At 40.6% G+C, this 23,690-nt stretch carries 21 protein-coding genes and 1 tRNA gene; 11 read left to right on the top strand and 11 right to left on the bottom strand.

Annotated elements, in window-relative coordinates; all coding sequences use genetic code 11:
- The first annotated feature begins 1 nt into the window (after position 1).
- From mreC to B9T23_RS16720, 5 genes are all read left to right on the top strand, one after another.
- Positions 2–859, top strand: coding sequence for a rod shape-determining protein MreC (gene mreC, locus B9T23_RS01320; RefSeq protein WP_086192625.1), 858 nt, complete (start codon positions 2–4; stop codon positions 857–859).
- Positions 846–1,337, top strand: coding sequence for a rod shape-determining protein MreD (gene mreD, locus B9T23_RS01315; protein ID WP_067723932.1), 492 nt, complete (start codon positions 846–848; stop codon positions 1,335–1,337). The genes mreC and mreD overlap by 14 nt, the downstream gene beginning before the upstream one ends.
- Complete coding sequence (locus B9T23_RS01310) at positions 1,325–1,891, top strand: Maf-like protein (protein ID WP_067723933.1); 567 nt, start codon at positions 1,325–1,327, stop codon at positions 1,889–1,891. Before mreD ends, B9T23_RS01310 begins: the two co-directional genes overlap by 13 nt.
- 41 nt (positions 1,892–1,932) lie before the next feature.
- Entirely contained in the window at positions 1,933–3,387 is a 1,455-nt protein-coding gene (rng, locus tag B9T23_RS01305) for a ribonuclease G (protein WP_067723934.1), read from the top strand.
- Between the two features lie 134 nt (positions 3,388–3,521).
- Complete coding sequence (locus tag B9T23_RS16720) at positions 3,522–3,692, top strand: PA1571 family protein (RefSeq protein WP_086192624.1); 171 nt, start codon at positions 3,522–3,524, stop codon at positions 3,690–3,692.
- Between the two features lie 54 nt (positions 3,693–3,746).
- Here the strand turns inward: B9T23_RS16720 and B9T23_RS01295 are convergent, their stop codons facing one another.
- Both B9T23_RS01295 and B9T23_RS01290 read right to left on the bottom strand, forming a co-directional pair.
- Positions 3,747–5,129, bottom strand: a complete 1,383-nt coding sequence (locus B9T23_RS01295) for a WS/DGAT/MGAT family O-acyltransferase (RefSeq protein WP_086192623.1) — start codon at positions 5,127–5,129, stop codon at positions 3,747–3,749.
- A gap of 171 nt (positions 5,130–5,300) precedes the next feature.
- Positions 5,301–6,035: a phosphoadenylyl-sulfate reductase gene (locus tag B9T23_RS01290; protein WP_067723936.1), complete on the bottom strand. Its 735-nt coding sequence runs from the start codon at positions 6,033–6,035 to the stop codon at positions 5,301–5,303.
- A gap of 199 nt (positions 6,036–6,234) precedes the next feature.
- Between B9T23_RS01290 and thrH the strand changes: the two genes are divergently transcribed.
- Positions 6,235–6,852: a bifunctional phosphoserine phosphatase/homoserine phosphotransferase ThrH gene (thrH, locus tag B9T23_RS01285; RefSeq protein WP_086192622.1), complete on the top strand. Its 618-nt coding sequence runs from the start codon at positions 6,235–6,237 to the stop codon at positions 6,850–6,852.
- 72 nt (positions 6,853–6,924) lie between these two features.
- On the opposite strand, the gene B9T23_RS01280 is transcribed toward thrH, so the two are convergent.
- The 4 genes from B9T23_RS01280 to B9T23_RS01265 all read right to left on the bottom strand — a co-directional run bounded on the left by B9T23_RS01280 (position 6,925) and on the right by B9T23_RS01265 (position 11,860).
- Positions 6,925–8,109, bottom strand: coding sequence for an OmpP1/FadL family transporter (locus B9T23_RS01280; RefSeq protein WP_086192621.1), 1,185 nt, complete (start codon positions 8,107–8,109; stop codon positions 6,925–6,927).
- A 330-nt stretch (positions 8,110–8,439) separates the two neighbouring features.
- Positions 8,440–9,732: an OmpP1/FadL family transporter gene (locus tag B9T23_RS01275; RefSeq protein WP_067723939.1), complete on the bottom strand. Its 1,293-nt coding sequence runs from the start codon at positions 9,730–9,732 to the stop codon at positions 8,440–8,442.
- A gap of 609 nt (positions 9,733–10,341) precedes the next feature.
- Positions 10,342–10,414, bottom strand: a tRNA-Arg gene (locus B9T23_RS01270).
- A 90-nt stretch (positions 10,415–10,504) separates the two neighbouring features.
- Positions 10,505–11,860, bottom strand: a complete 1,356-nt coding sequence (locus tag B9T23_RS01265; RefSeq protein ID WP_086192620.1) for an amino acid permease — start codon at positions 11,858–11,860, stop codon at positions 10,505–10,507.
- Between the two features lie 320 nt (positions 11,861–12,180).
- Between B9T23_RS01265 and prpF the strand changes: the two genes are divergently transcribed.
- Together prpF and B9T23_RS01255 are read left to right on the top strand one after the other, a co-directional pair.
- On the top strand, positions 12,181–13,371 hold the full coding sequence (gene prpF, locus B9T23_RS01260; RefSeq protein WP_086192619.1) for a 2-methylaconitate cis-trans isomerase PrpF: 1,191 nt from the start codon (positions 12,181–12,183) through the stop codon (positions 13,369–13,371).
- Positions 13,372–13,515: 144 nt separating this feature from the next.
- Positions 13,516–14,424 (top strand): polyprenyl synthetase family protein, encoded by a 909-nt coding sequence (locus tag B9T23_RS01255; protein ID WP_086192618.1) that lies wholly within the window; start codon positions 13,516–13,518, stop codon positions 14,422–14,424.
- 81 nt (positions 14,425–14,505) lie between these two features.
- Here B9T23_RS01255 and putP read toward each other — a convergent pair whose 3' ends face one another.
- From putP to B9T23_RS01230, 5 genes are all read right to left on the bottom strand, one after another.
- A complete protein-coding gene (gene putP / locus B9T23_RS01250; protein ID WP_086192617.1) occupies positions 14,506–15,996 on the bottom strand; it encodes a sodium/proline symporter PutP in 1,491 nt (496 codons plus the stop codon).
- 180 nt (positions 15,997–16,176) lie between these two features.
- Positions 16,177–17,031, bottom strand: coding sequence for an SPFH domain-containing protein (locus tag B9T23_RS01245; RefSeq protein WP_086192616.1), 855 nt, complete (start codon positions 17,029–17,031; stop codon positions 16,177–16,179).
- Between the two features lie 14 nt (positions 17,032–17,045).
- Complete coding sequence (locus B9T23_RS01240) at positions 17,046–17,519, bottom strand: NfeD family protein (protein ID WP_086192615.1); 474 nt, start codon at positions 17,517–17,519, stop codon at positions 17,046–17,048.
- Between the two features lie 98 nt (positions 17,520–17,617).
- Positions 17,618–18,535 carry a patatin-like phospholipase family protein gene (locus tag B9T23_RS01235; RefSeq protein ID WP_086192614.1) on the bottom strand — a complete coding sequence of 306 codons (918 nt, stop codon included), beginning with the start codon at positions 18,533–18,535 and terminating at the stop codon, positions 17,618–17,620.
- Between the two features lie 64 nt (positions 18,536–18,599).
- A complete protein-coding gene (locus B9T23_RS01230) occupies positions 18,600–19,226 on the bottom strand; it encodes a 1-acyl-sn-glycerol-3-phosphate acyltransferase (protein ID WP_086192612.1) in 627 nt (208 codons plus the stop codon).
- A 145-nt stretch (positions 19,227–19,371) separates the two neighbouring features.
- On the opposite strand from B9T23_RS01230, the gene B9T23_RS01225 reads away from it, so the two are divergent.
- The 3 genes from B9T23_RS01225 to B9T23_RS01215 all read left to right on the top strand — a co-directional run bounded on the left by B9T23_RS01225 (position 19,372) and on the right by B9T23_RS01215 (position 23,684).
- Positions 19,372–20,619: an MFS transporter gene (locus B9T23_RS01225; RefSeq protein ID WP_086192609.1), complete on the top strand. Its 1,248-nt coding sequence runs from the start codon at positions 19,372–19,374 to the stop codon at positions 20,617–20,619.
- 142 nt (positions 20,620–20,761) lie between these two features.
- Positions 20,762–21,898 carry a porin gene (locus tag B9T23_RS01220; protein ID WP_086192606.1) on the top strand — a complete coding sequence of 379 codons (1,137 nt, stop codon included), beginning with the start codon at positions 20,762–20,764 and terminating at the stop codon, positions 21,896–21,898.
- Positions 21,899–22,016: 118 nt separating this feature from the next.
- Complete coding sequence (locus B9T23_RS01215; RefSeq protein WP_086192604.1) at positions 22,017–23,684, top strand: phosphoethanolamine transferase; 1,668 nt, start codon at positions 22,017–22,019, stop codon at positions 23,682–23,684.
- Positions 23,685–23,690: the final 6 nt, after the last annotated feature.

The following is a 23,690-nucleotide window of genomic DNA, read 5'->3' as shown; positions in this document are numbered from 1 at the left end:
GGTGCAAACAAATCTGTTTTCTAGACAACCGCCATCTTTTCGCTCATTTATCATTGCGGTCATCACATGCTGGGTCGTGCTATTTTTTAACTGGCGCATGCCGCATGTGATTCAGCCCGCACGTGATGTCTTGTATGCGGCATATAATCCTATTTATGCCTTAGCAAGTTATCCGGTGTTATCGCGAGAATGGCTAAATCAACAAACCAAGTCTGAAGCCCAGTTACGTCGTGAAAATACCGCGATGCAAGCCGAGCTTTTACAGGCGCAAGTTCGTCTGCAAAAATTATCTGAACTTTCTGCTGAAAATACCCGTCTAAGAGGTTTACTCGATACCCCACTGATTATTGATGGGCGTATGGAAATTGCAGAGGTGATTGGTACAGATGCAGATCCACTCAGACATATTATTGTGATTAACCGTGGTGCAAGCAGTCAGCTCAAAGTCGGTCAAACGGTTTTGGATGACAAAGGCATTATGGGGCAAATTATCGATGTCTATCCGCATAGTAGCCGGATCATGCTGTTGTCCGATAAAGAGCATTCTCTATCTGTACGTTTAGAACATACCGGAATGCGTGCCATTGTGACTGGTACAGGTGATTTAGGTCATTTGAAAATGGAATATGTTCCAACCAGTGCCAACATCAAAGTCGGTGAAAAAGTGTATAGCTCAGGTTTGGGTGCACATTTCCCTGCGGGTTACCTAGTGGGAACAGTGTCTAAAGTGAATCGACATAATTCGGGTGAATTTGCCAAAATAGAGGTGATTCCAGCAGCGCTGTTGGCAGGTGGACATCATGTGGTCGTGCTTTTTTCTGATTCGTTAGCGATGGAACAACCGTATGCTGCTCGCTAAATTACGTTCTGAAAACAACCGTGATCCTTTAATTGCCATTATTGTTTCAGTCATTATCTGTTCAGTACTGATTGTTTATCCATTGTCCTATGCTATTTCAGGCGCACGTCCATTATTCATGTTGCTGGTCATGCTGTTTTGGATCATGTGCCAGCCGACATGGTGTGGGATCTGGTTCGCCTTTGCGACCGGTATTTTTACCGATCTTCTGGTGGATGCACCTTTGGGGATGAATGCTTTAACCTTTGTGATGATCACTTTTATCGCCAGATTTTTAACCCGGGAACGTCGCATTTTGACCTTTGCTAATCTATGGGTCATTAGTTTCTTGGCCGTGTTGGCACATTTGTTTATGACCTGGATCGCTCAAATTATGGGTGGTATGCAATTTTCGATTGCAAGACACTGGCAGCCCTTAGTGAGCAGTGTTTTAGTTTTTCCTGTTATTTATTTTATGTTAAGAAAATGGCGCGTTTAATTCTCGCTTCGAGTTCTCCGCGCCGGCGCGAGCTGCTTCAGCAACTTGGACTGGAATTTGAAATTTTTAGTCCCGAGATTGATGAATCGGTTTTAGCAGGCGAGGGCGTTGCAGCTTATGTGGAACGTCTCGCATGCAGCAAAGCTCAAGTGGTCTTGGATCAATTCCCCGATGCCATTGTTATCGCAGCTGACACCAGTTTAGGTGTCGATCATCAAATTTTAGGTAAACCTGAATCTAAACAACATGCTTTTGAAATGTGGCAACGTATTTCAGGTCGTAAACATGATGTATTTTCAGGTGTTTGCGTACGTACAATGACAGAAAAATCAAGTATAGTGGTACGAACGCAGGTTGAGTTTCAACAATTAAGTCTCGATGATATGGAAAGTTATTGGGCGACAGGCGAACCTGTAGGTAAAGCGGGAGCTTATGCCATTCAGGGGATTGCAGCACGTTATATTCCTCGCATAGAAGGAAGTTATAGTAACGTTGTGGGCTTACCTTTATATGAGACAGTACAGTTATTACAGTCAGTTAAGGCACTAAATTAACGGCTGAAAAAAAGAATTTTTATAATGTTTTGAGTCTTATTATGTCTGACGAGTTGTTGATTAACGTCACACCTATGGAATGTCGGGTGGCCTTAATCCAAAATGGTACGGTCAATGAACTATTTGTAGAGCGCACGGTTAAACGTGGTTTGGTTGGAAATATTTACAAAGGCAAAGTTGTTCGCGTTTTGCCGGGTATGCAAGCCGCGTTTGTAGATATTGGTTTATCTCGTACCGCATTTTTGCATATTAACGATATGGTGTGGCCGCGTAATCAACCCACGCCCAATGTTTTTGAGCTGCTACAACCGGGTCAAATCCTCACTGTTCAAGTGATGAAAGACATGCTCGGAACCAAAGGTGCGCGTTTAAGTACCGACCTTTCTATTCCTTCGCGTTATCTCGTTCTTATGCCTTATGGTCATCATACTGGCGTTTCACAACGGATTGAATCTGAACAGGAACGTGATCGCTTACGTTCGATGATTGAAGGCATTCAAACTGAACATAAGCTACCGGGCAGTGTGATTGTACGTACTGCTGCTGAAGGTATTCCAGAATCAGAAATTGCCCAGGATATGGCGTATTTGGCCAAGCTTTGGGAGTTTATTCAGCGCAAGCAAACCAGCATTGCTGTACCTTCACTAATTTTTGAAGAGCTGCCGCTTCCACAACGGGTGATTCGTGATTTAGCCAATGAAGATACCGCTAAGATTTCAGTCGATTCGCGTGAAATTCATGCCAAGTTGCTAGAGTTTGTTGAAGAATTTGTACCCAGTATGCAAACCAGACTGGTGCACTACCCAGGTGAACGCCCTATTTTCGACTTGTACAATGTAGAAGAAGATATTCAAAAAGCGCTACAAACGCGTGTCGCACTCAAGTCTGGCGGATATTTGATGCTAGACCAGACTGAAGCGATGACCACGATTGATGTCAATACCGGTTCATATGTCGGTGGTCGAACACTGGAAGACACCGTGTTCAAAACCAATATGGAAGCGACGCAAGTGATCGCACGTCAGCTGCGTTTGCGCAATTTGGGTGGCATTATCATTATCGACTTTATTGATATGCAGGAAGCGCAGCATCGTGAAGAAGTGATGAGTCAGTTTGAGCGCATGCTTGAACGTGATCATGCCAAAACTAAAATCACCCAAGTATCAGAGCTCGGCTTGGTCGAAATGACCCGTAAGCGTACCCGTGAATCTTTAGAACACTTGTTATGTGAATCATGTTCGACCTGTCAGGGACGTGGCTATGTGAAAACTGCAGAGACGGTGTGTTATGAAATTTTTCGAGAAATTTTAAGATATGCACGCGCTTTTGAATCAAAAAGTGAATTTACCGTTGTTGCGCACCCTTTGGTGATTGACCGATTGTTAACAGCCGAAGCACCGGCAGTGGCCGATTTGGAGCACTTTATAGGGCGTATGATCAAGTTTCAGGTGGAAAATCTATATACGCAAGAGCAATACGATATCATTCTGAGCTGAAATTGTAACAGAATATCGTTAAATACTTGTTACATCTGAAATTTTACTTTCTTGATGTAATTTCTAATACTAGTCATACACAGTAGCCAAAGCCAAAATCTCCCTTTTTGGCTTAGCAAAAAAAGAGGTATGACATGAGTATGAGTCAAGTAGTTATTAAAAAAAGTTTGAATGCGTTAGATAATAAACCAAAACAGAATGGTTATATCGTCGATGAGCAAGGCAAAGAAGTTCAGATTACTGCTGCCATGATTCGTTCAGTCTGCCATCAATTATTAAATCAATGTCGTGCAATTAAAAATTAAGGGGCTCATCAAAAGCCCCTTAATTTATTCATATTTATTCTTTATCACTTGCGGTTAACTCACCGCCTGTAACTTTGGGGTTTCTTGACCCACGATCTCTTCAAATCGCTGAATTTCATCTTCCAAGTGAGTCAGTAGGTTTTGCATTTTAGGTAAGGCATTTCGACAGCCTGTTAAGCCGACTTCCAATTTATCCAAATAACTGGTCATCGTAATATTGAGGGCCTGTCCATCTAAAACAATAGAAGCCGGGTAGAGTGCATCTAATTTGGCACCATTCCAATATAAAGGTTCACGCGGTCCGGGTACATTAGAAATCACAATATTGAATGCCTGACGTTTTGGCATCATGCCTGACACAATATTTAAGCCCGCTGCACCGTAAACCAATGCACTATAGTTTAAAATTTGATTTGAGTTCATGCGTTTAAAACGCTGTTTCGCATTTAACACACTACGACGAATAATTTGCAGACGTTCTAATGGTGTTTCTTTATTGGTGCCTAAATTGGCTAGAATCATGGTGATACGGTTAGAGACATCAGAATTATCATCACGAATTGAAGCAGGTACCATGGCAATGAGGGGCTTTTTCGGCAATGCATGTTGACTGAGTAAATATTCACGCAGTGCGCCGGAACAGATCGCCAATACCACATCATTAATGGTCACACCGAGTGCTTTGGCAATCTTGCTTAAACGACCCAGATCAAAGGATTGTGCTGCAAAACGACGCGAAGAACTCACGCGTTGATTTAAAATACTGCTTGGTGCCTGGAAACTTGAAACATAGTCAGGATTACGTCCCATATCTTTGCAGATGGTTTGAGATAATTCATACATGACTTTGGGGGTCGCTTCAATTTGCTCTTTTAAAGCACCCATAATTTTTTTTATGCGGCTCTTCTTTTGGGGTTCTTTAAAGCGTTTAGCACGAGGACCTTCAACACACCACAGTGGCACAATACTTTTGGCATGAGGATCACGCGACAGTGATTTTTCAACTAAACGCATGCCGGCAATACCATCGACCATCGCATGGTGAATTTTAAAGTACATGGCAAAGCGGTTGCCTTCAATGCCTTCAATAATATTACAGGTCCAAAGTGGTTTAGCACGATCAAGCAGAGCGCTATGTTCTTGCGAAATATAAGTCAGTAATTCACGGATTCGACCTGGATGAGGAAGTGCGATGTGACGGAAATGATGGTCTAAGTCAAATTCTTGGTCTTCATCCCAAAATAGGCCATTCAGTTTATTATTAAAAGGTGCAACAGGAAGACACTTGGATTTACGAATATCAGCAACGAGATCTTGAATAAATGTTTCAGGTGCATTGTCAGGAATTTGAAATAAAAAGAGTCCACCGACATGCATCGGTTGCTGACGTTTCTCTAGCGACAGAAAAATAAAATCAATAGGGTGTAATGGACGCATAGCGTGGAATGCCTCACTGCAATTTCATTGGCTGTTCTTATTTGAACAGGCTTGTTAGAATTATAAAAACCGTTTTTTCAGTATATCTTTTTTCAAAAATAAAAGAACCGATTTCTGTGTAAGGAAAAGTGAATAAAAAGCCACTGAAAACAGTGGCTTTTTATTGAAAAATTATTTTTTTAGGTTTCCAGCATGTAATCCACATTCTTTATGGGTGGCTTCTTCCCACCACCAACGACCTTCACGTTCATGTTGGTTCGGGAGGACGGGGCGAGTACAGGGTTCACAGCCAATAGAAATAAAACCACGTTCATGCAACGGATTATAAGGAATCTCCATCATACGAATATAATTCCAGACATCCGCGCTTGACCAGTTGGCTAGCGGATTATACTTAATTAACTGCTTACCTGGACCAGAAAAACCGGCATCGGCCTCAACCACAGGAATTTCATTACGAGTACCCGGGCTTTGATCTTTACGCTGACCGGTAATCCAGCCATCTAATGTTGCCAGTTTTTTACGTAAAGGTTGAACTTTACGGATGCCGCAACATTCCTTATGTCCATCTTGATAGAAGCTAAAGAAACCTTTTTCCGTGACCAGTTGTTGCATCGTTTCTGTTTCTGGGAAGCAAATTTCGATATCAATATTGTAATGTTTACGAACTTGGTCGATAAATTGATAAGTTTCTGCGTGTAAACGACCGGTATCTAAACTAAAGACACGAAATGGTTTACCGAGGTGAGAGGCCATATCAATCAAAACCACATCTTCAGCACCTGAAAATGAAATGGCAATTTCACCTTCTTGACTTAAAGCAAGTTCCAGAATCTCGCTGGGAGATTTATCGGCATATTCAGAGGCAAGTGCATCGACAAGGTCAATGGTGGGGATCGTAGTCATGACAGTTCCTGGCGTATAGGCTTGGACACTTAAAAACCTATATTAATTTAATTCACAACGATTTTAATAGAATTGAAATAGCCTGCTTATCACTAAAAAATAAATACTTATGAATAAAACAGATTTAAAAAACAGCACATAGACTGTCAATTTTTAAGCTATGATAGCGCAAAATTTTTCACTGACATTGGGAGAACCCATGGAAATCGTATGTCTTGATCTTGAGGGGGTGTTAGTTCCAGAAATTTGGATTAACTTCGCCAAAAAAACTGGAATTAAAGCATTGGAAGCAACTACACGTGACATCCCAGACTACGATGTGTTGATGACGCAGCGCCTGAATATCTTAAAAGAGCACGGTTTAGGCTTAAATGATATTCAGGAAGTGATTGCAGATATGGGACCTTTCCCTGGTGCAAAAGAATTTGTGAAATGGGTCAGTACTCATTTTCAACTCATTATTCTTTCAGATACGTTTTATGAATTTGCTCATCCACTTATGAAGCAACTCGATTGGCCGACTATTTTCTGTCATAAGTTAGAAACTGATGACGCTGGCATGATCTCTGCCTATAAACTTCGCCAACCCGATCAAAAACGTCAAGCTGTTAAAGCACTTCACGGTTTGAACTTCCGTGTGATTGCAGCGGGTGACTCGTATAACGATACCACGATGCTAGGTGAAGCAGACCACGGTTTCTTGTTTGATGCGCCTGAAAACGTGATTGCTGAATTCCCGCAATTTCCACCAATTCATGGTTATGAAGCGTTAAAAGAAGCCATTCGTAATGCTTCAGTTCGCGATATTCCAGCTTAATTAGATGTTTTAAGCAAAAGAGAAGGGGCGCTTAGAGCGCCCCTTCTTGTTTAATCCTAATTTTTAACGCAATTAGAAGCGGTAACCGATTTTCATACCGTAGCCAATAGCATGATTATCTTCGAAGCTACCTTTTACTATGCCACCTGTTTGAGCTTGTGCATCACCTAACCAGAAATATTTTACACCAGCTTGAATAAAGTAGTTTTCAGCGGGGCTATATTGACCGCCTAAACCAACACTCCAATAACCTTCAGTAGGGCCTAAAGTTGTTACAGGATTACCTGCGCCAGAATCGTATCCAACCGCTGCTGTACCTGACCATTTATTATTAAATTTATGGCCTAACCCTACAGTTGCTGAATATTGATCATCTGAATAATTGATTAGGTCTTGTCCCATAATTTTTAACAATGCTGGGCTGACTGCAAATTGATCCCAATGTACCCAGCGTAAGTTAGCAAAAGCAAGAGTATTTGGTGCTACACCAGTTTGAAGGTCAACATTAACAGACTGCGGTGTTGTTGCATTTACCGTGCTGTTTACTTCACCTAATTGAGAGAAAACGTATTTTTGCTGAGGTGTCAGAATATTTGCATAATTTGGAGATTGAGCAATCGCAGGCAACATAGATGTTTCATGCGATTTAGCTTCATGTTTAATTTCAGAACGGTAAGTTACAGAAGCTTTTAATGCAATTTCAGGGATTTGATAAGCAAAACCAGCTAACCAACCATACGCTTCTTCTTGATCTACTTTAATGTTGTAGCCACTTAATAATGAGTAAGCTGCCCCACGTAATTTAATGTCAGCTTCAACAGTTTGCCAAACCGGGCCAGCATAGAAATTCCAGTTTTCATTAGGTTGATAACCAATTAAAGCAGTTAGATTGTTGGTTCTTACTTCAACAGAAGTGCCTTCAGAACCATTTGAAAAGCTAGAACCATCTACTTGATAAGTCGCATCTGCACCATAAGGTTGGTCATATAAAAGACCTATGGAAATTTTATCAGTTGCTTGAACTTTAATGGCTGCAGAAGGGAAATAGTAGTCATCTCCCATATCTTCAACTTTATTACCGCTGTTATCTTTACCTTTAACAGTCGGATCAAGAACAGAAATACCAGCTTCAGCATAGTTACCTGATTGTAAAAAAGCTGAAATTGACTGTCCAGAACGGTCTAAGCCAGCAGCAAAAACTGAAGCAGATGGAAGTAAACTGATTAAAATTGCTGAATGAATTACTGTAAGCTTCATAGATTCTTTTCCCTGAGTCGCTTCATCTTTTTAAAAGTTACGGGAAAGTAACATAAATAAAAAAAGAGTAAACGCTGAGAACTGAGTGCAAAATGAACTGACTAATTCAAAAAATAGACTTGAATAGAGTAAAAGTACTAACAATACTTTTGTATATTAATGATTTATAAGTAAAAAAATAGAGTAATAAGCTTAAAAAAATAGGGCAATATAAGTAATTTTTTTTTGATCAAATTTAAAACATATAGATTGCGCTATTAAAAAAACAAGTGATGTAATGTAAAAAAGACCATTGTGAACAATGGTCTTTTATTAATTTATCAAATAATTTTAGAAGCGGTAGCCAATTTTTAAGCCGTATCCAAACGCATCATTATCTTCAAAGTCGGCAACATATGAGCTAGAGCCAAAATCAGAAGCTGCTTGAGCTTTTGCATCGCCTAACCAGAAGTATTTAACACCACCAGCAATAAAGTAGTTTGGAGCAGGGCTAAATTGTAAACCTAGACCCACATTCCAATAACCTTCAGTAGGGCCTAAAGTAGAAACTGGGTTACCCGCACCAGAGTCCCAACCTACAGAAACATTACCAGCCCATTGTTCGCTAAGTTTACGACCCACACCTACAGTTGCTGAGATTTGATCATCTGTATAAGAAACGATATCAAAACCATTAGGATTATTAGGAGTTGCACCTACAGCTCCTAATGCTTTTGAAACTTGCTCAAATTTTTCTGGACGAATCGAAAATTCTTTCCAATTTACCCAGCGTAAATTAGCAAAGGCAACTGTATCTGCCATGATGCCTGTTTGAAAATCAAGATTTACAGATTGAGGTGTAGAGATCTTAGTATTTGTATTTACATTATAGATTGCTGCAGCAGGATTCTGTGTAACCAACGCCAAAATATCACTACGGCCGTACTCATTTGTATCTAATTCATGCTCAATTTCAGAGCGATACGTTAGAGATGCTTTTAATGCAATTTCAGGAATTTGATAGGCTAAACCTGCCAACCAACCAACAGCTGAGTCTTCGCTCATATTTGCATTATACTGTCCTAATGCAGTTGTACTACCATAAGCTAGACCACGTAATTGAACATTCCCTTCAACTGTTTGATACACTGGACCAGCATAAATATTGAAGTTTTCAGTTGGTTGATAGCCTAATAAAAGTGAAATATTTTCTGATTTTACTTCAACTTCAGTATTTTCAATACCATTATGGAAAACACCACCGGCTAATGGATTCAAATAAGTATCGGTAGAGTAAGTCGCTTTAGCCCCGAATGGTTGATCGTAGAGTAAACCAAAAGAAAAATTATCAGTAAGTTGAAGTTTTAATGCAGCACTAGGGAAATAGTAATCATCTGCCATTTCTCCAACTGAAGTTCCACGATAAGCAGGAGCTAAGGGTGCAGCTGCACCACCTGGTGTCCAATTATTTTGAACTTTACCAGAAGCACTTGGATCTAAAACAGAAATACCCGCTTCAAAATAGTTACCAGATTGTAGGAATGCTGAAATAGATTGACCTGAACGGTCTAGAGCGGCTGCGAATGCACCTGACATTGGTACTGTTGCAAGAATCATCGCTGTACTAAGTGTTTTTAATTTCATTGTCTGTCTTTCCTTGAGGTACAAATTTTTTTACTGCGGCTTTGTGTTATTTATGCTCAGTATTCATTTTTTGGTAACTTCGGTTTTTTACCGAATATCATTTGTTACTCCATGTCACAAAAATAACACAATAAAAAAAAGAGTAAATGCTCTAGAAAAACAAATAAGTGTATAAATACACTTTATTAGAGCTTTTAATCTAAACAGGGGTGGTGGTGTGTTTTTAATATATTGAAAAATAAAAATAAAAAATGATTAATTGGGATTTGGTTTAGATTTCCATTTGATTAAAAAACAATCATTTAACGTGAAAAGTGTAGTAATAATTTGTTATCTAGATCACACTATTTTTTTCTAGGAATTCTGTGGCTTAGATTAAAGAACTCAATATATTGAAGTCTGGATACTGGGAGCTATTTTTTAGGTTATATCTTTTTATATTTATTCTGAATTTTTAAAAATTCCTGGTCTTATTTATGGGATTAGTAAAGTTTGAGTGGTGAATAAAAAATGTCATTGAAAGTGAATCGATTAAATATTTATTTCATGTGGAAATATGAGTTTCAGAGATTTTGTATATGAAAATTTTGTATTTCTCTAAAACGATTGTGCGCCCTGCGGGAGTCGAACCCGCGTCGGTCACTTAGGAGGCAACTGCTCTATCCAGTTAAGCTAAGGGCACAATGCGCAGCTAATTTAGCGCAAATACTGATAAAAAAAAAGTTATTGTCGAAACAATAACTTTTTAAAAGACAGATCTTTATGGTTTTGGTTATGATTTATTCATCTTGAGTGCTTTAAATAAGCCGAACATCACCACAATCCAGATCGGAATCATTAGTACAGATTCTTTAAAACCTTGCGTCCACATAATATAAAGTACGGTCGCAATAAAGATCAGAACGAGATAATTACTGATTGGAGACCAAAGTGCAGGGAATTTGGTCTGGATTGATGCTTGCTTAACGGCTTGTTTAAATTTCAGGTGAGTCAACGTAATCATCGCCCAGTTTAAAACTAATGCACCCACCACGACATACATCAAATGGCTTAAGGCATCTTCTGGAACAAAGTAGTTTAAAAGTACGCAACCAAAAATTAACAGTGCTGAAAATAAAACAGCAGGAATAGGAACACCTTGTTTATTCACATTTTGGAATACCTTGGGTGCATTGCCTTGCTGTGCCAAGCCGAAAAGCATACGGCTATTGGCATACATGCCACTATTATAAACAGACAGCGCAGCGGTTAAAATAATGAAATTCAGTAAGTGAGCTGCCCAGCCAATACCGAGTTGACTGAAAATCATCACAAATGGACTTTTATCCAGACCACCTAAATCAAGCTGATTCCATGGTACCAACGATAAAAGAATCGTCAATGAACCGATATAGAAAAGTAGAATACGGAAAACGACCTGGTTAATGGCTTTAGGAATGGTCTTCTCAGGATCTTTGGCTTCTGCTGCAGCCATACCAATCAGTTCAATGCCGCCAAAAGCGAACATGAGGAAGGCAAGCATATAGAATAAGCCTTCAAAACCATTCGGGAAGAATCCACCATGAGTCCAAAGATTGCTAAATGAAGAAGTTGAGCCTGCATCGGCGGTCAATAATAAATACAAACCGAACACGATCATGGATACAATCGCAGTTACCTTGATGATGGAAAGCCAGAATTCTGATTCACCATAAAATTTCACATTGCCAAGATTGACTAAAGTAATCACAACGAAAAAGAACAGTACCGATGCCCATGCAGGAATAAAAGGCCACCAGTAATTAATATATTTGGCGACAGCAGTAAGCTCTGTCATGGCCACTAAAATATATAAAATCCAGTAATTCCAACCTGCTAAAAAGCCGGGAAATTTCCCCCAATATTTAAAGGCAAAATGGCTAAATGATCCTGCTACAGGCTCATGTACAATCATTTCACCCAGTTGACGCATGATTAAAAATGCAATCAAACCACCAATGGCATAACCCAAAATGATGGAAGGACCTGCAGATTGAATCACCTGTGCGGAACCTAAGAATAAGCCTGTACCAATTGCTCCGCCCATGGCGATGAGTTGGATATGACGGTTCTTTAAGCCACGCTGAAGTGTAGAAGACTCGTTGTTCAAAGTACTCAGCCCGACAATGGATAAGTTTGTGATTGTAATGGATTGATTTGTATTAGCCTAGTACAACACTACCATGGTCATTGTTATGTGAATAAGTGAAGAATAAAGTTTGTAGATAATTAATAAATGAATCAATAGATTAATTTTATTAATGCAATGACTTGTAAGTTATAAAGGGTTTTTATCAATGCTATTAAGCGTTTCTTTTTTATACTTAAGTCCTGTAGCGAAGGTTTTTGCTGAAAAAAGCATTATGATAAAAGTGATCAACATTGCCCAGATGTTGTTTAAAACAATGATAAATATCAAGGATCAATGAAATGAGTTTTGCTCCACAAATCAAAATTCCAGCAACTTATATGCGTGGTGGTACAAGTAAAGGTGTGTTCTTTAAACTCGATGACTTACCACAAGCCGCACAGCAGCCTGGAACAATTCGCGATCAATTGTTGTTACGTGTGATTGGCAGTCCGGATCCATACGGCAAGCAAATTGATGGCATGGGTGGAGCAAGTTCAAGTACCAGTAAAACCGTGATCTTGGCCAAAAGTTCACAACCAGATCATGATGTGGATTATTTATTTGGACAGGTTGCGATTGATCAGCCTTTTGTTGACTGGAGTGGTAACTGTGGCAACTTAACGGCTGCCGTAGGTTCATTTGCCATTTCCAACGGCTTGGTCAGTGCAGAGCGGATTCCTGAAAATGGCATCTGTACGGTGCGAATCTGGCAAGTGAATATTCAAAAAACCATTATTGCGCATGTGCCCATCACCCATGGGCAAGTGCAGGAAACTGGTGATTTTGAACTGGATGGCGTGACGTTCCCCGCAGCAGAAGTTCAGATTGAATTTCTAGATCCTGCAGATGATGGCGAAGATGGTGGTGCCATGTTCCCGACTGGAAATGTAGTGGATACTTTTGAAGTTCCCAATATTGGTACTTTCCAGGCTACTTTTATTAATGCCGGTATTCCGACCATCTTCTTGAATGCAGAAGAGATTGGTTATGCAGGAACTGAATTACAAGACGCCATTAATGGCGATGCGCAAGCACTGGCTCGTTTTGAAACCATTCGTGCCTATGGTGCAAAACAGATGGGATTAATCCAGGATATTTCCGAAGCTGAAAAGCGTCAACACACGCCTAAAATTGCCTTTGTGTCTAAACCTAAAGCCTATACATCTTCAAGCGGTAAAGACATTCAAACCACTGATGTCGATTTGCTGGTTCGTGCCTTGTCGATGGGCAAACTGCACCATGCCATGATGGGAACGGCTGCAGTTGCCATTGGCACTGCTGCTGCGATTCCGGGAACATTGGTGAATTTAGCGGCAGGTGGGGGATCGCGTGAAGCGGTACGTTTTGGGCATCCTTCTGGGACTTTACGTGTCGGTGCGCAAGCGGTTCAGGAAAATGGACAATGGCAGGTGAAAAAGGCGGTGATGAGCCGTAGTGCACGAGTGTTGATGGAAGGCTGGGTTCGAATTCCTGAAGATAGCTTGAAGTAGTAAACAAGATAGAGAATCTTGCGAGAAAGCAGTATCATGAGTCGCAAGTTCTCTGTCGATGATGACAAGAGCGTTGTATATTAGATCAATCATTGATTTCTGATTTTTAGATCTACGAACCAAGGCAAAGTATTCGAGGCGAATGTGTCATCTTTAACTGACGTACATGCAAATGTATTAACCCAAGCACAGCAACGTATTCAACAAGATTTATTGACGGCATTAGATGCATTTTCTATTCCAGAACCGCTGAAAGGCGCTGTGTATCATGCTGTGATGCTGGGTGGTAAACGTGTACGTCCAGCACTGTGTTATGCGACTGCTGCCATCAAGCCCAATGCAAATTTTGCTGCGGTACGTCGTGCGGCAGTGGCGATTGAAATGATTCATTGTTATTCGCTGGCACACGATGATTTGCCATGTATGGATAATGATTTGTTGCGTCGCGGTCAGCCGACCTGTCATGTGGCTTTTGGTGAAGATACAGCATTACTTGCCGGTGATATTTTACAGTCGATGGCCTTTGAAATATTAGGCAGCCGTTTGTTTGATCAAGGGCCTGCGGTTGATTCGTCTATTGTGTTAAAACAGATGCAAATTTTGGCGACTGCCAGTTCAAAAATGGTCTGTGGTCAGGTACTGGATTTACAGGCTGAAGGCAAGCATGTCAATCAAGAAGCTTTGGAAAATATTCACCGTAATAAAACCGGTGCACTCATTTCTGCTGCGGTGATGATGGCTGCGGTATGTGTGTTTGAAGGCACCGATCAAGCGATTCCTAAATTACGTGAATATGCGCAAGCGATTGGACTGGCTTTTCAAGTTCAAGATGACATTCTGGATATTATTTCTGATACAGAAGTGTTGGGGAAAACTGCAGGTAAAGACCAGCAAGTGGACAAATCCACTTATCCTGCATTAATGGGCTTAGACAATGCGCAAGCTTATGCAAAAGATTTGCACGATCAGGCCTTTAGTGCTTTAGCCATTTTTGGTGACAATGCAGCTGAACTCAATCAGATTTCACAATTTTTATTGTCGCGCAAAAGCTAAATACTGGGCTTTAGAAAGTGTAATTTAGAAAAATTGAATTAAAAAAGAGGACATGGCGTCCTCTTTTTTATGTGCTAAAAATTATTTAGAGTCTTGATATAAACGATCACCTTCATCGAAACGTGTGGTTATTTCTTCGGTTGGTGCTTTACCCATTAAGCTCACCACGATAATGGCAATCAGTGAGCAAATGAAACCTGGAATAATTTCATAAAGCCCGGTATCGCTAAACATATTTTTCCAGAGGATGACCACAACCGCACCGATCAACATGCCGGCAAGTGCGCCATTGAGTGTCATACGACGCCAGAACAATGACAGAATAATCAGTGGACCGAAGGCAGCACCGAAGCCAGCCCAAGCATAAGCCACCAAACCTAAGACTTTAGATTCAGGATTTCCAGCCATCCAGATTGCAAGCAGGGCAATCAGTAGCACCATTAAGCGACCAATCCAGACCAATTCTGTTTGCGTTGCATTTTTGCGTAAGAATGATTTGTAAAAGTCTTCAGTTAAAGTACTTGAGCAAACCAGTAACTGGCAGCTTAAGGTACTCATCACTGCGGCTAAAATGGCAGCCAAAACAATCCCTGCAATCCATGGATTAAACAGGATTTTGGTCAGTTCCATAAAGACGGTTTCTGGATTGGCGGTCACTGCACCGGCAAGTTCAGGGTGTTGCTGGAAGTAGGCAATACCAAAGAAACCGGCAGCCACTGCACCGCCTAAGCAAAGAATCATCCAGGTCATGCCAATACGACGTGCATTTGGAATGGAGGTGACTGAATCTGCAGCCATAAAACGCACAAGAATATGCGGTTGACCAAAGTAGCCCAAGCCCCACGCCAATAATGAAAGAATGGCAACAAAGCTTAAATTGCCAATCACGTCGGTTGCTTGTGGGCGAGCAGCTTCAAGTGCCAAAGTCACTTGATTCATATCGGCAAAGCTTAAGACAGCAACCACAGGAGTTAGCAACAAGGCAAAAATCATAAGACCGGCTTGAATGGTATCGGTCCAGCTGACCGCCAAGAAGCCACCAATAAACACATAACTGATGGTGGCAATCGCACTGACCCAAAGCGCCGTGCTATAGGACATGTCAAACATGCTTTCAAATAAACGTGCGCCTGCAACCATGCCTGAAGCACAGTAAATGGCAAAGAAAATTAAAATAATGAAAGCAGAAGTAATACGCAGAATTTTCTTTTGATCATTAAAACGATTGGAGAAATAGTCTGGCAAGGTCAAGGCATTGTGCTGAACTTCGGTGTGAACACGAAGACGTCCGGCAACAAGTCGCCAGTTTAGCCATGCGCCAATGATCAAGCCAATTGCAATCCACATTTCAGATAAACCTGAAAGATAAATTGCGCCAGGAAGTCCCATGAGCAACCAGCCACTCATATCTGAAGCACCAGCAGAGAGCGCTGTTACGAAACTACCTAAACGACGACCCCCCAAAATGTAATCAGAGAAGTTGGCTGTCGCGCGATAAGCCATGAGGCCAATCACAATCATGGCGACAATATAAAAAAGAAAGGTAATTAAGGTCGGATTCAGGGAGCTCATACGGTATCCATTTACAAGGTGGACAGTAGATCGAAACAAAGGCTTATAAAAAGAAGCACAAATAATTTCAAAAAATAACGCGAAATTTAATCATAATTTCACAATGATTGCAGAGTTTTTCGCAACCGAAATAAAAATAGACAGCCAATGCTGTCTATTTTATAGAAAAAATGCAGAGCTTTATGGATTACGACCCATCACGCCACGAATGGTGTTCATGATATCTGCAGGCAATACGACAGTTTTGGCATTATTAGATTTCGCCATCTCTTGCATGGCTTTGACATACTGTTCACCCAGCAAGTAAGCAACAGGGACTTCTTTATCACCGACCGCAGAAGTAATCATCTCAATGGCACGTTGTGATGATTCAGCCAAGACCACTTGTGCTTCAGCATCACGACGTGAAGCTTCTAAACGACCATCTGCTTCTAAAATGGCTGCCTGTTTTTCTCCATCTGCTTTGGTCACGGTAGCACGGCGCTGACGTTCAGCTGCTGCTTGTGCTTCCATCGCCGATTGCATGGTGCTGGATGGTTGAATATCTTGAATTTCAACGGTTTTTAGCGTAATACCCCAATCGGAAATATCATCAGAAATAGCCGCTTTCAGTTTTGCCTTAATGTGGTCACGTGATGACAAAGCATCATCCAAATCCATTTCACCGACAATTGAACGCAGTGAAGTCTGTACCAGGTTTTGAATCGCCCAGGTATAGTTTTCAATGCCGTAGACTGCTTTTTCTGGTGTAGTGATATTGATATAAGCCATGGCATTCATCAGTAAAACGGCGTTATCACGGGTAATCACTTCTTGAGAAGGAATATCCATCACGATGTCTTTGGTGGTGACTTTATAAGCGACTTCATCCACATAAGGAATTACAAAATTCAGACCCGGTGTCAGGGTGGTATGGTATTTACCCAAACGTTGTACAATCCATTTATACCCTTGGGGAACAATGCGTACACCTTTAAAAATGGTGACACCTGCAAAAACCAGAAGAGCTAAAACAATAATAGATCCACCAGACATGTTATTTCCTCGCTTTATATATTTTCATTATGTGAATGGTGTGGCTTGACCACGAGATCATTGCCGAGAATATCGACCACGCGAACCCGATCGCCCACCTGAACTGGTGTTAAGGTACGGCAGTTCCATTCGTCAGAGCCCAAAACCGGCATGGGGAAACGGACTGTAATGAGGTCATGTTCCATATGGGTTTGAATGACCATACCGACCTGACCAATAGTCGCCTCACGAGATAAACCGGCTTTGGTTTTATCGATTGAAAGCGGTTTAATAAATTTAAACCACAGTAAAGTGCACAGGACGGACAAGATAATCCAGGTGACGATTTGAGTGATGAAGCCCATCATCGGGAACATCCAAAGTAAAACACCCACCATGATGGCTGCCAGACCAAACCATAGTGCAGCAAAAGCGGGGATTACCAATTCAGAAAGAATGAGCAAAATACCCAATACAAACCAGTGCCAAGGTTCGAAAGCAAATTCCATACATCTACTCGTGTATTGTTAAAATTGATATAGATAACCAAGCGTCTATATCAATTTAGCAGATGAGTAAGTCTTTGAATATTAAAAAAGCATCTTTTTTAAATTTTGGCTTTGGGGGCAGCTTTGAACGCGGCTGGGGACTTTTTAAAATCGGTAATGGCTTTTTCAATCGCAACGATTTTTAGTTGGGTGGCTTTTTCACCCTCTAAAATGGATTGATTGCTGGCTTTCAAATCCAATGTGCCCAAGTGTCCCACTTTAGGCTGGATCACCACAGTGGCTTGACTGAGTTCTTCATTAATACTTTGCTGTCCCATAATATTAATGGTTTGATCGAGCAAACCCCACATGTTTAGAGGTTTGCCACCGACGGGACGTGCAGAAATATCTACCGCAATGACAATATCAGCACCCATATCTTTCGCTGTTTTTACCGGAATCGGGCTGACTAAACCGCCATCGACATATTGTTTTCCACCAATCGTTGCAGGTACGAATACATTTGGAATACTGCATGAGGCACGAACTGCCTGACCTGCATTGCCTTTAATAAATTCGGCTTTACGGCCAGTGTCCAGACGTGTCGCCACTGCGGCAAAACGAATCGGGAATTGCTCAATCGGTTTATTGGCAATGTGCTTGTTGACATAGTTTTGCAATTTTTGGCCTTGCACAACGCCTTGACTGTTTAAGGTCAAATCACGAATGTCAGATTCTTTGAGGGTAAGTGCAATTTGCTGCAGTTGGTATGGCGTTTTGCCACTGGCATAAATGCTGCCAACAAAACTACCGGCACTGGTGCCGGTGACAATTTTCAGTTTAATGCCATGTGATTCTAAAACTTTCAATACCCCAATATGGGCAAAACCTTTGGCTCCGCCACCTCCCAGAGCAATGGCAACTACGGGTTCACGTGCTTTTATGATTGTTGTTTGCGGAGGAGTTTTAGTGACTTTATCACAGCCGATCAGGCTAAGCGCAAGGAGACCCATTAAAGAATATTGCACAAACTTCATAATTAAAATTGGACGCTAAATAGACAAAAGTTGCGCACATGACAGCAGATTGTTGTAATTTTGGCTAGCTATTTTTTATACGATTTTGTAACGGTTTGGCCAACCAGTCTGGATTTTTCGGAGAAAATTTCCCCACGTACCGATTCAATATCTGTTCTAAATCTTGTTCATAATTTCCAGTCGGTTGAAACACGCCTAAGCAATAAATGGTTTTATGGTCGTAATCAAAAGAAAACATCACAATCGGGATATGGGCACCCACGGCAATACGATAAAAACCACTTCTAAGCGATTCCGCCTGTTTGCGCGTTCCTTCAGGCGCCATACCCACCCAAATCTGGTTTTGAGTATTAATAAAGTCGATAATTTGCTGAGTTGTGCCTTGTTGAATACTGCGATTAACTGGAATCACGCCAATCCATTCAAGTAAGGGTTTCAGCGGGGTTTTAAATAACGTGTGTTTGCCAAAAATGGTAATTTTAATGCCCAGTCCGAGCAGCGCCGTAAAACCATGCCAGGCATCTATGTTCGATGTGTGTGGGGAAATAATTGCCACGGCTTTAGGCAGGTTTGGAAATTCACCTTCAAAACTCCAGCCTTGGGCAAGAAATAATTTTTTGAAAATATTTCGGCTTAAGCTGCTACCGCGAGCAGGTACTTGATCGGGCAATGTTGGGAAATGTGCTGACATGGTTTTATCGGCCTCCCTGACAAAAGTTTATTGCATTTTAATTATGTTAAGCTTTTGTTAAATAAGATTCATTGGCAAAATGTAAACTCCAATTCAGCTTGCTTGATAAAAATAATCAATCCGGTTTTGATCATAAGGGCAGACTATGCCAAGTACACGTAACATCTATCTCTTGTTGTTCTCTTTATATTGGGCGCAAGGTTTACCTGTTGGTTTTATGACGCATGCTTTGCCGGTGATTTTACGTGCCCAAGGGGTGTCACTGGCACAGATTGGTGGCTTTGGGTTATTGATGTTGCCTTGGTCGATTAAGATTTTTTGGGCGCCGTGGGTCGATCGTTTTGGCTATTCAGCTTTTGGACATTACCGGAGTTGGATTGTTCCGACTCAGTTATTGAGTGTGGTTGTACTCATTGGTTTATCATTCCTACCGATCCAGGTTTTAAATCAGCCCGAATATTTACTGGCTTTTTTTGTGGCTTTACTGAGCATGAATTTGGTCGGTGCGACCCAAGATATTGCAACCGATGGCTTGGCAGTCAATATTCTGAAAAATGAACAACAGCATTGGGGCAATACTTTTCAGGTAATTGGTTCACGACTGGGTTTTATTGTCGGTGGTGGCGCGATTTTATGGGCACTGGACTGGCTGGATTGGCAAATCACTTTTTTAGTTTTGGCAGGGCTGGTTCTTCTAAATACATTACCAATTTTGTTTTTTAAAGAACCTACGCGATTCCAGCATATTCAGCTAGGTGCTGATAAAGAATCATTTAGCTGGAGCAAAGTAAAAAGTTATCTGGCTTATTTTCATCAAAGCCGCAGTCTGGCTTTATGGTTAGGGGTACTGATTACTTTTAAAATTGCCGACGGTTTAGCCGGTCCTTTACTTAAACCTTTAATGGTGGATATGGGACTGACACTTTCCCAAATTGGCATTTATGTGACCATGCTTGGGGCATTAGCGGCTTTAATCGGAGCAGGATTTGCTGGACTGAGTCTGAAGTATATTTCTCGTGCAAACGCGCTATTGAGTTTTTCTGTATTAAAAATTTTCAGTTTGGCTGCATACACATGGTTAGCATTTCAATATGAGTCACAACAGCTAGTTAAGCCATGGGTGATTTATTTGATTAATGCAGCTGAAGATATGATTTCAGCCATGTTATTGGTGGTGATGCTAACTTTGGTGATGCAATACAGCCGCAAACATTTCGCAGCAACAGATTTTACTTTTCAGGTGGCACTGATGGCGACGGTCAGTGGGGGACTATATAGCCTAAGTGGAATATTGGGTGATCTTTTAGGTTATGCAAATTATTTAGCCTTCATCACCTTGATTGCAATGCTTTGTTTGTTGCCTGTTCTTAGATGGAAAACCACGCTGCAATAATGCGATAAAAGCTTTTTAATTCAATTAAATATCTATTTAAAATCTAAGGAATAAAAAAGATAACCTAATAAAATCTAAATCATTTTTTTAAATATTTCTAAACAGTAACATCTGTTACAAAATAACTTAGGGGTATTTAAAAATGAAAACCAAAATTGCAGCAGCAATTGCTTTAACTCTACTTGTAGGCTCTACTTTTGCTGCGCCAACTTTCTATGGGGAAGTGGATGCAACTATAAATTACTTGCCAGAAAACAATGCCAATACAGCAGACCGTGATGTGGTGGAACTCAGTTCAAACAACTCGTTTATTGGTTTAAAAGGTGATGAAAAACTTACAGATCGCTTAAGTGCTTTGTATCAAGCGGAATTTACTTTTTATGTCGATGATGGTGAAAACGGTACGGATGTCTTTGTTCCACGTAATTTATTGGTTGGTCTGAAGGACGAAAAATTAGGGGCTTTAAAAGCCGGTAAAATTGATACGCCAGTGAAACAATTATCTTCAACTGTAGATACCTTCAATAACTACATTGAAAATACAGCAGATGTGCATGGTATCTTGGCAGGTGAAAACCGGATTGATAATGTTCTTGTATATGAGACACCTGCATTCAAAATTGGTACCGGTAAATTAGAAGCAAAAGCGTTATTGGCAACAGGTGAAGGCGATACGATTAAAGCGACTAAAGGTGGCACCAAGGTCGCGGGTCGTGGTTTAGGGGATTCATGGTCTACTTCTGTAACGTATACAGATAATCTTTTTGTCGTCGGTTTAGGTTATGACAAAGCCATCCCGAGTCGTTTCAATGGTAAAGGTTTCTTAAATGCAACCTCTATAGAAAATACTGTAGCTCTAAATCAGACCATTGAAGCTGATACGATCCGTGCAATTGGCCGTTTAAATTTAGAAAATGGATTGTCATTAAGAGCACTTTATCAAACTTCAGATGTCGGTCGTCCAAGTGCTAACCCTGCTACAGTAGCTTTAGCAAATACGATTGATGATGCACAAGGGTGGTTGTTGGGTGCTGAATATAATATTCCAACAGCAAAGGCTTGGACTGTAAAAGCTCAATATAGTCAAAATACCACAGCATTTAAATCGAATGCAGTGGATACCAATGACTTTGAAGCGAAACAAATTCTTGCAGGTCTTGATTATGCATTTAACAAGCAAGTTAAGGCATACGGTTATGCAGGTTATTTAACGCTTGAACAAGGTTCTAAAGAAGATAAACAACCTGTATTAGGTACAGGTCTGGAATACAGATTCTAATTTTTATTTAGATTTAAAAAGGCGATGGAAACATCGCCTTTTTTATTATTTTTTATTAAGTGAGTTTTAAGTTTTGTATTTTAGATTAAGATATCAGTAAAAAGATTAGTCAGTAATCATGTCAAATATAATCAGTCCAATACGCAATAAGATAAAGCCAATTTCTTTAAGCCAGTTTAATTTATTGCTCGCCATTTGGTTGGGTGTGGTTCTGAACTTTGCTTTTTTTCAAAAAATACAAAGCTTGACCCCGTATCAAGGTCCTAAAGTCTACTTGTTTTTAATCGCGACTGTATTGGTGATTGTTGCAGCTTATAACTTCATTTTTCAACTGATCCAATGGAAATGGAATGCAAAAATCTTTGCCTATGTATTGCTTTTTATTGGCGGTTTTACTGCATATTTTGTCAATAGTCTGGGGGTGGTGATTTCACCTGAACAAGTTCAGAATATGATGCAAACCGATGCGCGTGAAGTACAGGATTTATTGTCTTTACGCTTTGTTTTATGGACACTGGTATTTGTTGCATTTCCAATGATCTGTGTCAGTTTAGTTCGAGTAAAACCTGAAGCTTTCTCTAGCAAAGTCATTAAAAAACTGCTTAATGGTGTAGGCTCATTGGTCTTGGTGGGTGGATTGTTATTTCTCTTTTATGTGGATTATGCCGCGATCTTTCGTGAACATCGTGATTTAAAAGGCATGATTTCTCCACAAAATACCATCTCATCGACACTCTCTTATTATCGTAAATCTAAACCTGTGCAGAATTTGCCTTTAGTCACTTATGGTGATGATGCCCATTTGCTTCAGCCAGCGACTAAGCAGAATAAACCAAAATTGATGGTCTTGGTGGTAGGTGAAACTGCACGTGCAGAAAGTTTTTCTTTAAATGGCTATGCCAAAAATACCAATCCTGAACTTTCTAAACTGGATATTATTAATTTTAATCAGGTGAGTTCATGTGGTACGGCAACAGCAATTTCAGTACCGTGTATGTTCTCTGGAATGTCACGTTCAGATTATGATGAACAGCTTGCCAGTCACCGTGAGGGAATGCTCGATATTGCACAGAGAGCAGGCTATAAAGTGACGTGGATGGACAATAATTCTGGCTGTAAAGGCACCTGTAATCGGGTGGAGCAGTATCAAATTCCACAACAGTTAAAAGATAAATGGTGTGCTAAAGATGGTGATTGTTACGATGAAATTTTGGTGGATAGTTTAAAAGCCTATCTTGCGGCTATTCCTGAAACTGACAAAACCCCGCGTTTAATTGTGATCCATCAAATGGGCAGTCATGGACCGGCTTATTACCAGCGTTCAACAGATAAATTCCAACCATTTAAACCCAGCTGTGATAGCAATGCGATTCAAGGCTGTAGCAGCACAGAATTATTGAATAGTTATGATAATTCGATTGTGTATACCGACCATGTTCTAAGCTCGCTCATTCAGGTACTAAAAGGCAATACCAGCTATCAAACCGGATTCTGGTATTTATCCGATCATGGTGAATCGACAGGGGAACATGGTTTATATTTACATGGTTCACCGTATGCGATCGCACCAACGCAACAAACCCATATTCCAATGTTGATGTGGTTTTCACCGGAATGGGCTCAACACAATTCTGCACAAATCACTTGCTTAGCTAAGCAAAAAAGCAAAGAATTAAGCCAAGATAACTTGTTCCCCAGTCTGCTAAGTTTGCTAGATGTTAAAACCCAAGTCATTGATGAACAAAAAAATATGTTGCAGCAGTGTGAATCAAAAAAGAAAGCGTGAGTTTAA

Origin of the sequence: Acinetobacter terrae (genome assembly GCF_002135195.1) — a bacterium.
Taxonomy (GTDB): Bacteria; Pseudomonadota; Gammaproteobacteria; order Pseudomonadales; family Moraxellaceae; genus Acinetobacter; species Acinetobacter terrae.
The sequence above is the reverse complement of the archived record's forward strand: the minus strand, read 5'-3'. Positions and strand labels throughout refer to the sequence as shown.

Excerpts from the sequence above, each read along its gene's own strand:
- mreD (WP_067723932.1), top strand. The coding sequence starts at position 846 with ATGCTGCTCGCTAAATTACGTTCTGAAAACAACCGTGATCCTTTAATT.
- B9T23_RS01310 (WP_067723933.1), top strand. The coding sequence starts at position 1,325 with ATGGCGCGTTTAATTCTCGCTTCGAGTTCTCCGCGCCGGCGCGAGCTG.
- rng (WP_067723934.1), top strand. The coding sequence starts at position 1,933 with ATGTCTGACGAGTTGTTGATTAACGTCACACCTATGGAATGTCGGGTG.
- B9T23_RS16720 (WP_086192624.1), top strand. The coding sequence starts at position 3,522 with ATGAGTATGAGTCAAGTAGTTATTAAAAAAAGTTTGAATGCGTTAGAT.
- B9T23_RS01295 (WP_086192623.1), bottom strand. The coding sequence starts at position 5,129 with ATGCGTCCATTACACCCTATTGATTTTATTTTTCTGTCGCTAGAGAAA.
- B9T23_RS01290 (WP_067723936.1), bottom strand. The coding sequence starts at position 6,035 with ATGACTACGATCCCCACCATTGACCTTGTCGATGCACTTGCCTCTGAA.
- thrH (WP_086192622.1), top strand. The coding sequence starts at position 6,235 with ATGGAAATCGTATGTCTTGATCTTGAGGGGGTGTTAGTTCCAGAAATT.
- B9T23_RS01280 (WP_086192621.1), bottom strand. The coding sequence starts at position 8,109 with ATGAAGCTTACAGTAATTCATTCAGCAATTTTAATCAGTTTACTTCCA.
- B9T23_RS01275 (WP_067723939.1), bottom strand. The coding sequence starts at position 9,732 with ATGAAATTAAAAACACTTAGTACAGCGATGATTCTTGCAACAGTACCA.
- prpF (WP_086192619.1), top strand. The coding sequence starts at position 12,181 with ATGAGTTTTGCTCCACAAATCAAAATTCCAGCAACTTATATGCGTGGT.
- putP (WP_086192617.1), bottom strand. The coding sequence starts at position 15,996 with ATGAGCTCCCTGAATCCGACCTTAATTACCTTTCTTTTTTATATTGTC.
- B9T23_RS01245 (WP_086192616.1), bottom strand. The coding sequence starts at position 17,031 with ATGTCTGGTGGATCTATTATTGTTTTAGCTCTTCTGGTTTTTGCAGGT.
- B9T23_RS01240 (WP_086192615.1), bottom strand. The coding sequence starts at position 17,519 with ATGGAATTTGCTTTCGAACCTTGGCACTGGTTTGTATTGGGTATTTTG.
- B9T23_RS01235 (WP_086192614.1), bottom strand. The coding sequence starts at position 18,535 with ATGAAGTTTGTGCAATATTCTTTAATGGGTCTCCTTGCGCTTAGCCTG.
- B9T23_RS01230 (WP_086192612.1), bottom strand. The coding sequence starts at position 19,226 with ATGTCAGCACATTTCCCAACATTGCCCGATCAAGTACCTGCTCGCGGT.
- B9T23_RS01225 (WP_086192609.1), top strand. The coding sequence starts at position 19,372 with ATGCCAAGTACACGTAACATCTATCTCTTGTTGTTCTCTTTATATTGG.
- B9T23_RS01220 (WP_086192606.1), top strand. The coding sequence starts at position 20,762 with ATGAAAACCAAAATTGCAGCAGCAATTGCTTTAACTCTACTTGTAGGC.
- B9T23_RS01215 (WP_086192604.1), top strand. The coding sequence starts at position 22,017 with ATGTCAAATATAATCAGTCCAATACGCAATAAGATAAAGCCAATTTCT.